A 12,506-nucleotide genomic window follows, 5' to 3' on the forward strand; every position below is an offset into this window, starting at 1 on the left:
TTCACGTAATATTCCTAACTATACAGGATATAAAGTGCATTGTCAATTTGCCTTAAGAGGTTCTTGGAAACGGACGATGACCAAGGAGTTTATTTTGACCTTTTGTTGCTCAAGGTTCCTATTCCACTAAACCTGCAGAAAATGTGACTGAAAAGGTAAGCCAGTGCCAAACTCGCTGTAGCAAATATGGATGCGTCAGTTTCCAGCGCTCAAACAGTGGCACTGGCTTACCTAGCCACATTTCCTGCAGCTTAAGTGTCATATAAGGAACCTCTCGATACAAAAGGTCAAAATAAATTCCTTGGTCATCTGCGTATATCCATTAATTTGTTACACTCATTTGCCCTGCGCTTTTTGAAGCGGGTTTGTATCTTACCATAGCAGATGGTAAAATAAGTTATATTACTTATTATGAAATGCCATACCTTACGCACGAAACACCGTACCTCATGCAATCTGTATTGCATTTTTTACCAGGCTGATTATAATGTGCTTATGGCGCCAACATAGAAAGGATTATCGGGGGAGTACAATGGTTTGGATTGCAATCTGTGACGATGAAGCAGCAGTCTTGCAGCAGACGGAAACATTACTGAAGGAGTATCCGGAGGTGGATTTTTGCATTGATATATTCACTAGCGGGGAAGCACTGCTTGAAAGTACAAGAAGCTATGAAATTATCCTTCTGGATATTGATATGCCCGAAACAGACGGGATTGAAACAGCCCGCCTTATCAGGCAGAGAGATAAAAAGGTTAAATTAATTTACATAACCAATTACAGTGATTATACGGTATTTGCATTTGCCGTACATGCCTTTGCCTACCTTTTAAAGCCCTTAAAAAAGGAGGAGCTGTATAAGCAGTTAGATGAGGCTTTTGAATACATGCAGCTTTCCGCTAATCCGCAGCTGGAATTCCACACAGCTGAGGGAATTCTACGGATTAACTCCAATGATATCCTGTACTTTGAATATCAAAACCGTAAAGTTTATCTTAGGAGTAAGACAGATACTTATATCTTAAAATGCAAAATTACAGACCTTGGAGTGCAGCTAAAAGAGAAAGGATTTTATATGCCCCATAAAAGCTTTGTTGTAAATCTCTATTCTGTGAAGAACATTAAAGGCTATGATATTTACCTGATTAATGGATTAACCGTTCCGCTGTCACAAAAAAAATCCATGGAATTTAGAAGGGCATTAAACCGCTATTTATCGGAAGGGATAGGATTACATCTATGACGGATATTTTAATTTATACCATCCTGCCCTTACTTGGAAGTATATTTATCAAATACTTCATTTTTTACAGCATGAAGCGTATCGGTACCAATGTTAATGTGGGAAGCTTTAAGAAAAATATTATTGTTGCCGGGTATATCACCCTGTCCGTCTCTTTCTCCTTATTGGGTAATGGCCTGATTAACCTTCTGATTCTTATGCTCATTCCTGTAATCGGACACTTTCTGTATAATAATCTTCGCTTATACATCGTCTATTACACAGGTTTTATTATTGCATTATATTTAACCGACATTTTATCAATAATTCTTATGCAGCTGCTGTTTCAGTATAACTTTATCTATTTTATCCAAAAGCAGATTTATTATATGACTCTTATCATTACCATACGCTTTATCGAATTTCTGGTTTTAAAAATACTGGTTGCCGTAATACGCAAAAAACATCACGTTCAGATAACCCTAAGGCAGATGGTAAGTTCCTTTATAATGCCTGTATTCAGTATTATCAACCTGCTCAGCATGATGTTTTTTATCCAGATATACGTGTCGGAAGAATTTATTATTCTTCTGGAAGTAAATATTGCCATGCTGTTTGGCTTAAATATTTACTTCACCAGTGTCTTTGATATCATAGCCAATAACAACCATCTGGAAAATGAATTAAATCTGTACCGGCAGCAGCAGGTCATTCAGACCCGGTATTATGAGAATTTAGAAAAGAAATACGGCAATACCAGAAATCTGATTCACGATATCCGCAACCATATACAGGCTATGGAACACCTTTATGAGGAGCAGGAGAATACAGAGGGCTGCGGATACACAAAGGATATACACGATATGTTAAATCAACTTGGGCTGAAATACTATACCAGCAGTAAAATGCTTAATATTATTTTAAATGATAAGGTTCAGGCCATGCAGGCTTTTGGGATTAACCCGGATATCAAGATTTCAAACGTTGATTTAAGTTTTATCCGGGATGTGGATATTACGACCCTCTTTGCCAATATTCTTGATAATGCCATAGAATCAGCAACTCTTAGCGATGAAAAACAGATTATACTCCGTGTTGCAGTGGTGCATGATTTTATTTCCGTCATTCTTAAGAATTCCCTGGCACAAAGCCCTGTAAAGCATGGTGACACCTTCGTAACGACTAAGGAAGCCCATGAAGGCCTTGGCCTTAAAAATGTAGAAAGAGTTGTAAAAGATTATAAAGGAGATGTTCAATATGAGTGGGGAGAACAATATTTTATTACAAGAATTATGCTTGCTATTTGATGCACTCTTATGTTTTGGAATACCTATCATAGGTATATTACTTCTCAGAAAGAGAGCAGACCGGGTTCTAAAGCCCTTTCTTCTTGGAATGGCAGCCTTTGTTATAAGCCAGATGCTTTTACGAATCCCCTTGCTCCAGCTCGTACTTCCGAATTTCAAATGGTTCTTATCCCTGCAGGTACAGACCTATGCCTACGGTCTATTTTTAGGGTTAAGCGCAGGGGTATTTGAAGAGAGCGCCCGTCTTATTTTCCTTAAATACTTTTTAAAAGGCCGTACCAGCCTTACAGACGGATTGGCCTTTGGCTTTGGACACGGTGGAATTGAAGCCATGCTCCTGGTGGGCATTAACAGTATTGCAGCGCTAATCTTATACCCGATGGGAAATCTTAACCTGGCAGGCAGTGGATATCTGACTCTCCTGCTTGGGGGCATCGAAAGGATATTTGCCATATCCTTTCATATTGGTGCAACCTTAGTGGTATTGTATGGAATCAGGGTACGCAAGGCTTTCCGTTATGTAATACTGTCCATATTGCTTCATGGCCTGACAGACAGCATGATAGTTATTCTGCCTGCTGCCTTCGCCATTGGCAATCTTGGGCTCGAGTTATACGTTATGATTATCTCTTTTCTGGTGCTAGCTTTCGGAATTTGGCTATTTAAACGCCATGGAAAAGAGGTACTTAATAGTAGTAATCAGGAATATCAAATCAAAGATTTGTGATTCACGAAAGGAGTTATTATGAAAAAATTTACTGCCCTATTTCTGCTGGTGGTTATGAGCGCTGTCTTATTAAGTGGATGCTCTTCTACAAAATTATCGGATTCTTTTGATAAAGACACCGTTGAAAAATCTGCAAAACAAGTGATAGAAGATCTCAATAATGATGATTACGACAGTGTTATAAGCATGTTCCGTGATGACCTTAAAGAAGAATTAACCGCCGGCAGCTTAAAGGATGCCGCCACCAAGACCTATGGCAATGCCGGTAAATTCGAAAAGTATAAGAGTGTATCCATTCTTGGACAGAAAGTAAAATCCACGAAAGAAGATTGTGCTGTCGCCATTGTTGTTGCTAATTATGAAAAACAGAAGGTTGAATTTACCTTAAGCTTTGATACCGATATGAAACTAATCGGATTATATATGAAATAAAGGTGATTGACTTTTCCATCCTTTTTTCCATCAGATTACTTCTGAATGTTTATATTTTATTAAAAAGGAAATCCTAACCTAATAATGGATTTATTCAGAAAGGAAATCAATATGCCAAGTAATCGCTTTACTTCATTATGGGAAAAAGATATCTTTATAAAAGAAAGACAGCAATGGCAGGGAGAGGGTACGGCAGAGGCTGTAATCATCGGCGGTGGATTGACTGGGATTCTGACTGCCAGCTTCCTTAAAAAAAAGGGCGTTGACAGCATTATTCTGGAGGCAGGCAAAACTGCTTCCGGCCAGACAAGGAATACGACTGCCAAAATAACCTCCCTGCACGGGCTTATCTATGACCAGCTGATAAAGGATTTCGGACAAGAAAAAGCCACACTTTATGCCAGTGCCAACGAGGAGGCAATCACCCTCTATGAAAGCCTTATCAAGGAAAATTCCCTCTCCTGCCACTTTAGCAGACTTCCTGCCTATGTATACTCAACCACCAACAGCGATTCCATCAAAAAAGAAGTCGATGCTGCCATAGCATGCGGTATTCCCGCAAAATTTACAGATAAAGTCTCCCTTCCCTTTTCCATAAAGGGGGCTGTGTGCTTTCAGGGGCAGGCACAATTTCATCCACTGGAATTTGTACAGGCTATTGCCGAACCTCTGTCAATCTATGAGAATTCCAGAGTGATAGACATTGATAAAAATACCGTCATAACCAAACAGGGCAGGATTACAGCCAAGCACATTATAATGACCTCCCACTTTCCCTTTCTGATTACTCCCGGTTACTATTTTGCCCGTATGCACCAGGAACGTTCCTATTGCCTGGCACTTGAGACCCCCTACCCGCTGGATGGTACCTATAAGGAGGATTTAAAGGATGGCTTATCTTTCCGCAGGTATGAAGATCTGTTGATTCTTGGGGGAAGCGGTCACAGGACGGGGGAAAATAAGACCGGTGGTCAATATGAAGCCCTGCGTACTGCTGCCAGAGATTATTTCCCGGAAGCGAAAGAGAGATACTGCTGGTCTGCCCAGGATTGCAAGACGCTGGATGGTATTCCCTATATTGGACATTTTTCCGACCAGACACCGGATTGGTATGTTGCCACAGGCTTTCAAAAATGGGGTATGACAACTGCCATGGCAGCAGCCAATCTGTTAAGTGACATGATTACCGGAAAAGAAAATCCTTACGAAGAGGTATTTTCTCCCCAGCGTTTTAAGCTGACTGCTTCCATAACAAGCCTCCTTAATGAAACAAAGCACAGTGCGGTAGGACTTGTTCTTAAGAAATTAAAGCCCGTTCCCTCGGACCTGTCTGCCATAGAGCCCGGAACCGGCAGAGTGGCTGAGCTTGACGTTGAAAAGGTGGGAATATACAAGGATAAGGAAGGAAAAATCTTTGCCGTAGATACCAAGTGTCCCCACCTTGGCTGCCAGCTGGAATGGAATGAAGAAGAGCAGACCTGGGACTGCCCCTGCCATGGTTCCCGCTTTGACTACACCGGAACACTCTTAGATGAACCGGCAGGTGACTCCATAACAAGGAGGGAATTTCATGAAGAATCTCCTGAAGCAGAAACCATACTTTGAGGGCTGGTATTTTAAGCATCAATATAAAGAGGAAGTGCTTGCCCTGATTCCCGGCATCAACCGTGAAAAAGGCAGGGAAATAACTCCTTTCCTTCAGATTATAGCGGGAAGCCAATCCTTCTGCCTTACCTTCTCTCAGGAGGAATGCTTTATTGACAGGCGAGCCTGTTATATCCGCCTTGGTAATAACATCTTTACAAAAGATGGTATCATGGTGGATATTGACAGGGATGGCCTGAAATTAAAAGGTACTCTCCTTTACTGCGGGCTTCATCCGATAGCCTATAGCATCATGGGATTCTTCCGGTATTTTCCCTTTATGGAATGCAAGCATGAGGTTATCAGCATGTCCCATCACCTGTCGGGAAGCCTTACGCTGAATGAAAATACCCTCCCCTTCGGCAAAGGTACCGGCTATATTGAAAAAGACTGGGGCCATTCCTTTCCCAGCTCCTATCTGTGGCTGCAATGCAATGAATTTACAGGGGATACCTGCTCTATCATGCTCTCAGTTGCCCATATTCCTCTGTGGGGCACCCAGTTTACAGGATGTATCTGCGCCATTCATTACAAAGGGAAGGAATACCGCCTTGCTACTTATCTGGGCGTAAGGATTTTAAAGGCTGCACCTGCTCTTATTATTTTAAGACAGGGCGATTTTTATCTGCGCATAAGAATAAAAGAAGCTCCGGCTTTGTCTTCCTATGACTTGAATGCCCCCAGAAAAGGGAAGATGAGCCGTGTTATAAAGGAAGCCCATCTCTGTGAGGGCACCTTTTTGATGTCCTGTAAAAAACAGGTGGTATTTCAGATAAAAAGCAAGAGGGTAAGCCTTGAATCGGTATCGGATGATAAAAATAACAAAATCAGGCGTAAAGCCTTCTAAGAAGAAAAGCTTACCGGTCATACTTTAGATTACCGGTAAGCTTTAATTCTTTGTTTTTAATTCCTTTATTTTTTAATTTCTTTGCTTTTTATTTCTTTGTTATCTAACTCTTCCGCATTATTTTAGTTTCATTACCTTTAATGTCTTTCGTATTTAATATCTTTGCATTTAATCCATTGGATAATCTTTTCCGTTTTGATTTTTCTCATACCGAACGGTCTTATTTCTAAAATATCCTTTTATCCGTTTACTACGTGATATCTTCCCTTTGGCACAATAAAAGGGGAGCCGGAAACCGGGTCCTTTATTACGGCACAATCCAGTCCGAATACCTGTTTCATTAATTCTTCCGATATAATCTCGGAAGGTTTGCCCTGGGCAATCAGATTTCCTTTCTGCACCGCAAAAATATAATCCGCATAACGGGCCGACAAATTAATATCATGAAGTACCATGACAATAGTTGTCCCTCTCTTGCGGTTTAAATCGGTCAGCAAATCCAGGATTTCAATCTGATAGGTAATATCCAGGAAAGTAGTAGGTTCATCTAACAGCAGGATATCTGTCTGCTGGGCAAGTGCCATGGCAATCCAGACCCTCTGGCGCTGGCCTCCTGAGAGTTCATCCACACTGCGGTTGGCCAGCTCCACAATGCCCATGATTTCCAGGGCCTCCTCCACTGCTTCATAATCCTTCTTCTCCAAGCCTTTCAGAAAGTTCTGATAAGGATACCTTCCTCTGGATACCAGATCGGAGACTGTAATTCCCTCCGGCACTACCGGTGACTGGGGAAGCAGTCCCAATACCCTTGCCAGCTGCTTGGGCGGAATGGTACCAATCTGCTTACCGTCGAGGACGACCTCACCGGAAATCGGCTTAATCAACCTGGCGAGGGTTTTCAGCAGGGTGGATTTACCGCAGGCATTGGCACCGATAATTACGCTTATTTTGTTATTCGGTATAACCACATCAATATCATTGATGATAATCTTTTTATCATAACCGGCAACTATATTGCTGGCTGAAAATGCAGGTGTCTTTTTCATGCTGCTCCTCCGGTTTTATTCATACGTATCAGTAAATAAATAAGGTAAGGTGCTCCCAGGATACCGGTAATGACTCCCACTGGGAAACGGGTATTAAAAGCATATTGCCCTATGATATCAGCTAAAAGCACCAGGGCTGCTCCTGTCAGTCCCGCCGGTATGGTATTGGAATTACCCGCCCCTGCCATCCTTCCGGCTATGGGGCCTGCCAGAAAAGCAACAAAGGCAATGGGTCCGGTTACTGCCGTTGCATAAGCAATTAAAAAGACAGCGCTTATGACCAGAAAAAGCCTGGTTCTGTCTGTTCTCAGCCCCAAGGTAACTGCCGAATGTTCTCCCAGCTCAAGGATTTTCAATTGTCTGCCGAAGAAAACCAGCAGGCATCCACATAAAAGCACCACGGTTAAAAGTCCCGGGATATCTCCCATTTCCATTCCGTTTAAACTGCCGCTCAACCATCTGAGGGCAGCCGGCACATCATACTGATTGGCTCGTAAAAGCAGAAAGGAAATTACCGCATTTAACATGGCCTGTATGCCGATTCCGATAAGAATCAGTCTTCCTCCGGAAAAGCTGCCTCCCCGGGAGAGGGCATATATGAAAAAAGCCACTGATATTCCGGCAATAACTGCTGATATGGAAACAATACTGCCGCTGACCTTAAAAACAAGAATACAGAGAACTGCCGCCACACTGGAACCGGAGGTAACACCTATAATGTCCGGGCTTGCCAGAGGATTGCGAAGCATGGTCTGAAAGGTATTGCCTGCCATGCCAAAGGCCATTCCTGCTAATAAACCGGCTAACATTCTGGGAAGCCTGATGGTTCCGATTGCAAAAGCGGCACCTTTTATCTCTTCTCCCAGGAGGACCCGCAGAATTACTTCCGGTGAATATCTGGTATTTCCCAAATACAGCATGACACCGCAAAGGATGGCCGTAAAGACCCCTAAAGCTGCTGTTACCACCGCTCTGCGAACCCTTCTTCTATAAAAACCTTCTCTTACAATATTGGAATTTGTATTTGTCATAATGAACGAACCTTCACTCTCATAGCAATCAATATCAGGATAGGTGCTCCGAAAAATGCGGTTATAATCCCGGCTTCCAGTTCCCCCGGATATCCGATGAGCCTTCCTATGATATCGGAAACCGTTAAAAGAATGGCTCCGCCTATAGCTGACATAGGGACAGTATAGCGCATATTTGGCCCGCAGATAAGCCTCATGGTATGGGGAATCATCAGTCCCACAAAGCCGATAGGACCGGCCAGGGCTGTTGTTGCACCGCATAGCAGTACTCCTGCCAGTGCTCCTGCAATTCTTATCAGTCCGGTATTTACACCAAGTCCTGTTGCCACATCATCCCCTAAGGCAAGAGCATTCAGAGCAGAAGCCAGCAGGATACCTATTACCAAACCCACAACCAGAAAGGGGGATACCGACAGGATTCCCTCCCAGGTCGCTCCGCTGACACTGCCTACCTGCCAGAAACGGAAAGCGTTCATAACCTCCGTCCTTGGCAGGATTACGGCACTGACCAAAGAAGAAAGGGCTGCACTGGTCGCCGCACCTGCCAGAGCAAGCTTTATGGGTGTGGCACCTCCGGAGCCCATGGAACCAATCCGGTATACAAAAACAGCAGTTACCGCCGCACCTGCCAGAGCAAACCAGATGTATTGATTTGCGGTATTGATATGAAAAAATGCGATTCCGCTTACCACAAACAAAGATGCTCCGGTATTGACCCCCAGAATACTGGGGTCGGCTATGGGGTTACGGGTAATTGCCTGCATCAGAGCGCCGGAGACCCCAAGGGAAGCTCCGGCGATAATACTGAAAACAGTTCTTGGAATACGTTCATGGACAACCAAAGAATCAAAGGAGGTACCGCCCGAATGAAGCAACGCCTCCAACACTTCCTTCAGACCTACATTTCTTGAACCAAGTGCCAGTGATGCTAAAACTGACAGTAGAAGGCCGACTGCACCGGCACCTGCCAATATGATTATTTTCTTTACTTTCATTTTACTTTATCAGCTGCCTCTCCGATAATCTTTAAGTAGTCATCAATAGCTGCCGGTATGGACAAGGCACTGGGAGTAGAGGAAGCAGCAAGGGGTGCGCCATCCTGAAGCAGCACGACAGAGCCTCTCTTTACTGCAGGAATCGTTCCGACAAGAGAATCAGCCTGAAGATTCTTTAATAAGGTGTCATCTCCGTATGCAATGATAATATCAATGTCCTTCAAAAGGTCTGCATTCTCAGCGCTGATTTCAATAGCAAAGCTGGTGGAAGTCTCAGCCAGTTTCGTTACACTCTCCGGTACTTTCATTCCAAGGTCCATCAAATAAGCCGCACGGGGATCAGTGGGCAGATAAATAAAGAATTTACCAAGATCGGAGGGATTAAAATAGCAGAAAACAGCCGTCTTGCCTGCTATCTGGGGATAAGCAGCCGTTTTGTCCGCAATCAGCTTCTCCAGGTCGGAAACCAGCTTTTCTCCTTCCGCCTTCATGCCCATTCCTTCTGAATCCATGGTAATCTGGTCGCGCCAGTAGGTCTGCCATGCCAGAGTAGGATATGCTACTACCGGTGCAATTTTGCTCAGTAATTTATATTCTTCCTCTGTGATTCCGGAATAAGCCGCAAGTATGACATCCGGCTGTGCATCGCTGATAGCCTCATAATCCAAACCGTCCGTATCTTTAAAAAGAACCGGGTTCTCTACACCGAGTTTCTTAAAAGCTTCCTTTGTCCAGGGCAGTAAACCGCTGCCATCTGTTACTCCGTAATTGGCTTCGGAGATTCCCGCGGGAACTACTCCTAAAGCCAACGGTACATCCTGGTTACCCCAGGATATGGTAACCACATGTTCCGGCTTGCTTTTGATTACAGTCTCACCAAAGGCATGCTTTATCGTTATGGGATACTGTGTTTCCGTCTCAGCTGCAGCAGGCTCCGTATTCTCCGGCGTCTCTTCCCCGGGGGTTGCCGTTACTGCCTCTGTGGCGGCGTTATTATTTGCCCCTGAGGTACCGGAGGATTTATCTGCACAGGCAGTCAAAGTCATAACCAGTGCTATGGCTATAATAGAACTCAGTTTTTGTAATTTCATATACGAACTCCTCTTCTTTTTATTGATTTGTTGTTAGTTTCAACTAACTTGCATAGATTATCAAAGGAGTCCGTTTTTGTCAAGTAGCCGAAGGCCGAAGACAGGGCTGGTAAACTTTAATGAGCCGTGTTTTTATTACTTGGCAAATTCCTGTAACCCCAGTAGTTAAGCCTTTTTTCTAATTAAATGAAATCTTTTATGTTTTGTGTTCTCAATGAGAATGATAAATATTATCATTTTAAAGCCAGCTTCTTATGACCATATTATTTATTTTAATTCCATTAACTTCTAATTTTATACCGCTAGTCACCTTTCTCATTCATGAGCAGCCCAGAAGCATGCCGCATAATTATATCTGCTCTACAGCCGTTCACTTTTTCCTTCTGCTGCCAATCAAGTTCTTTAGCTTCAAAAAAAATCCGCCGCAAAACCACCGGAAATAACCAATGATTTTACAACAGATTTCTATTCGCAAAATAACCATACCTTCTCAATCTTGTGCGAAAATTGCCTTTTAATTTTCACACTATTTCCGATAATTCCCCTCATTTATTTCCCTGATTTTTTCCAAGGGAACTTTAGGGCTTCTGTCATAATTCAGCAGTCCATTGGTCTCCTGTTCCACATCGGTAAGCTGGGTGTAGCAAAAGCCCTGTACCAGCTCAGAATTCATTAACGCAGCAACTATATCCTCATAACACTTCAAAAATTCTTCCCCGGAGACCGCACTTGAATAGCCCCATCCCTTGACCTCATCCTTGCGGAAATCAATACCGCCGCACTCACTGACTATGATTGGCTGATTCCGGTAATTCCAGCCGGATACATACAAGGCTCTGCCGCTTGGGGTAAATTCCAGGATAGTATCAATACAGCTGTAGCGCTTCTTCAGAACCTCTTTTGAGGCTTCATAATCGTGAATGGTCAGAAGGTCTCCTTCCGTATGCTCCCATCCGTCATCATCAATAACAATGCGGGTTTCATCCAGTGATTTTGTAATATGCAGCATTGCGTTGCTATGGCCCTGCTGCAGTTTATTGGTTTTTATATCATGAATGCCCCAGGATTCATTCAGCGGAGTCCATGCCACAATGGAAGGGTGGTTATAATCCCGAAGTACAGCCTCACTCCATTCCGTATACATTCCTGCGGCATAGTCTCTTGAATACAGATAGGCACTGCCAATCTCTCCCCATACCAGCAGTCCCATCACATCCGCATGATATAGGAACCTGGGATCTTCTACCTTTTGATGTTTTCTGACTCCATTAAAGCCCATTTCCTTGATAAGCTTAATATCCCTGACAAAGGCCTCATCCTCCGGAGCCGTTAATAACGAATCCGGCCAGTATCCCTGGTCCAGTAATAGCTTTTGATAATAAGGCCGGTTATTCAGCAGGATGATACCATTGTCAATTGATATTTTTCTCATGCCAAAATAAGAGCGGACCGTATCTTCCATGACCTCATCCTTAGAAAGTGTAAATATTACATCAAAAAGCCTTGGACTCTCCGGCGACCATGTCAGATCTTCTACGAAATTCCAGGATTTTAAGGCCGGCTGATTAAGCTCTAAAGTAAAACTGCCCTTCATAGCCCTGGGCTCTATCCTGCAGCCCGTAACATAGGTTCCATTAAAGCTTATTCTGGTATCTAAGAATAAGTCCGTACTTCCGGCAAGATAATATTCAAATCGAACTGCCTGTTCATCCAAAAGCGGGGTAATAAAGACTTTTTTCAAATGATTTTGGGATACTGCCTCAATCCAGACGCTTTGCCATATACCTGTTGTCCTGGTATAAAAAATACTTTTGGACTCTTCCTCCCAGTATTGCTTCCCTCTTGGCATCTCCAAATCAGTATAATCGTCCCATACCTGCACCCGTATCACATTTTCCTCCTGATACCGGACACAGGCTGTAATATCTGTAAAAAAGCCGGTCTGTCCGCCGGTATGCTCTGTAACCGGAATGTCATTGACCCATATCCTGCAGAAATAATCCACCGCACCAAAATGAAGTACTATCTGTTTATTGAGCATTGCTTCCGGTAACGTAAAGCTTCGCCGGTACCAGACTTCCTTGTGCATTTCTGTTTCATTAATTCCTGATAGCTTTGTCTCATAGGCAAAGGGGACTGTAATTTTACGGTCATAGGCTTCCCG

The 12,506-nt window shown here is 43.3% G+C and carries 11 protein-coding genes; 6 read left to right on the forward strand and 5 right to left on the reverse strand.

Features of this window, described 5'->3' with window-relative positions; translation table 11 throughout:
- The first annotated feature begins 532 nt into the window (after nucleotides 1–532).
- From BUB77_RS14940 to BUB77_RS14965, 6 genes are all read left to right on the forward strand, one after another.
- Nucleotides 533–1,243, forward strand: a complete 711-nt coding sequence (locus BUB77_RS14940; protein WP_073277311.1) for a LytR/AlgR family response regulator transcription factor — start codon at nucleotides 533–535, stop codon at nucleotides 1,241–1,243.
- Nucleotides 1,240–2,529 carry a GHKL domain-containing protein gene (locus BUB77_RS14945; protein ID WP_073277313.1) on the forward strand — a complete coding sequence of 430 codons (1,290 nt, stop codon included), beginning with the start codon at nucleotides 1,240–1,242 and terminating at the stop codon, nucleotides 2,527–2,529. The genes BUB77_RS14940 and BUB77_RS14945 overlap by 4 nt, the downstream gene beginning before the upstream one ends.
- The gene (locus tag BUB77_RS14950) at nucleotides 2,480–3,256 is read left to right on the forward strand and encodes a YhfC family intramembrane metalloprotease (protein WP_073277315.1); all 777 of its coding nucleotides are present in this window, start codon (nucleotides 2,480–2,482) and stop codon (nucleotides 3,254–3,256) included. Before BUB77_RS14945 ends, BUB77_RS14950 begins: the two co-directional genes overlap by 50 nt.
- 18 nt (nucleotides 3,257–3,274) lie before the next feature.
- Nucleotides 3,275–3,688 (forward strand): DUF3887 domain-containing protein, encoded by a 414-nt coding sequence (locus BUB77_RS14955; RefSeq protein WP_073277316.1) that lies wholly within the window; start codon nucleotides 3,275–3,277, stop codon nucleotides 3,686–3,688.
- 111 nt (nucleotides 3,689–3,799) lie between these two features.
- Complete coding sequence (locus BUB77_RS14960; protein ID WP_073277350.1) at nucleotides 3,800–5,293, forward strand: FAD-dependent oxidoreductase; 1,494 nt, start codon at nucleotides 3,800–3,802, stop codon at nucleotides 5,291–5,293.
- On the forward strand, nucleotides 5,259–6,179 hold the full coding sequence (locus BUB77_RS14965; protein ID WP_073277318.1) for a tocopherol cyclase family protein: 921 nt from the start codon (nucleotides 5,259–5,261) through the stop codon (nucleotides 6,177–6,179). Before BUB77_RS14960 ends, BUB77_RS14965 begins: the two co-directional genes overlap by 35 nt.
- Nucleotides 6,180–6,418: 239 nt before the next feature.
- On the opposite strand, the gene BUB77_RS14970 is transcribed toward BUB77_RS14965, so the two are convergent.
- From BUB77_RS14970 to BUB77_RS14990, 5 genes are all read right to left on the reverse strand, one after another.
- Nucleotides 6,419–7,225, reverse strand: a complete 807-nt coding sequence (locus BUB77_RS14970; RefSeq protein ID WP_073277320.1) for an ABC transporter ATP-binding protein — start codon at nucleotides 7,223–7,225, stop codon at nucleotides 6,419–6,421.
- A complete protein-coding gene (locus BUB77_RS14975) occupies nucleotides 7,222–8,256 on the reverse strand; it encodes a FecCD family ABC transporter permease (RefSeq protein WP_073277322.1) in 1,035 nt (344 codons plus the stop codon). The genes BUB77_RS14970 and BUB77_RS14975 overlap by 4 nt, the downstream gene beginning before the upstream one ends.
- Complete coding sequence (locus tag BUB77_RS14980; protein ID WP_073277324.1) at nucleotides 8,253–9,251, reverse strand: FecCD family ABC transporter permease; 999 nt, start codon at nucleotides 9,249–9,251, stop codon at nucleotides 8,253–8,255. Before BUB77_RS14980 ends, BUB77_RS14975 begins: the two co-directional genes overlap by 4 nt.
- Nucleotides 9,248–10,342, reverse strand: a complete 1,095-nt coding sequence (locus BUB77_RS14985) for an iron-siderophore ABC transporter substrate-binding protein (RefSeq protein WP_073277326.1) — start codon at nucleotides 10,340–10,342, stop codon at nucleotides 9,248–9,250. Before BUB77_RS14985 ends, BUB77_RS14980 begins: the two co-directional genes overlap by 4 nt.
- A 526-nt stretch (nucleotides 10,343–10,868) precedes the next feature.
- Nucleotides 10,869–12,506 (reverse strand): glycoside hydrolase family 2 protein (locus BUB77_RS14990; protein ID WP_073277328.1); only part of this gene is annotated, 1,638 nt, incomplete at its 5' end.

This window comes from Anaerocolumna jejuensis DSM 15929 (assembly GCF_900142215.1).
Classification (GTDB): Bacteria; Bacillota; Clostridia; order Lachnospirales; family Lachnospiraceae; genus Anaerocolumna; species Anaerocolumna jejuensis.

Coding starts and splice junctions, on each gene's coding strand:
- BUB77_RS14970 (WP_073277320.1), bottom strand. CDS start 7,225: ATGAAAAAGACACCTGCATTTTCAGCCAGCAATATAGTTGCCGGTTAT.
- BUB77_RS14980 (WP_073277324.1), bottom strand. CDS start 9,251: ATGAAAGTAAAGAAAATAATCATATTGGCAGGTGCCGGTGCAGTCGGC.
- BUB77_RS14940 (WP_073277311.1), top strand. CDS start 533: ATGGTTTGGATTGCAATCTGTGACGATGAAGCAGCAGTCTTGCAGCAG.
- BUB77_RS14960 (WP_073277350.1), top strand. CDS start 3,800: ATGCCAAGTAATCGCTTTACTTCATTATGGGAAAAAGATATCTTTATA.
- BUB77_RS14950 (WP_073277315.1), top strand. CDS start 2,480: ATGAGTGGGGAGAACAATATTTTATTACAAGAATTATGCTTGCTATTT.
- BUB77_RS14955 (WP_073277316.1), top strand. CDS start 3,275: ATGAAAAAATTTACTGCCCTATTTCTGCTGGTGGTTATGAGCGCTGTC.
- BUB77_RS14975 (WP_073277322.1), bottom strand. CDS start 8,256: ATGACAAATACAAATTCCAATATTGTAAGAGAAGGTTTTTATAGAAGA.
- BUB77_RS14965 (WP_073277318.1), top strand. CDS start 5,259: ATGAAGAATCTCCTGAAGCAGAAACCATACTTTGAGGGCTGGTATTTT.
- BUB77_RS14945 (WP_073277313.1), top strand. CDS start 1,240: ATGACGGATATTTTAATTTATACCATCCTGCCCTTACTTGGAAGTATA.
- BUB77_RS14985 (WP_073277326.1), bottom strand. CDS start 10,342: ATGAAATTACAAAAACTGAGTTCTATTATAGCCATAGCACTGGTTATG.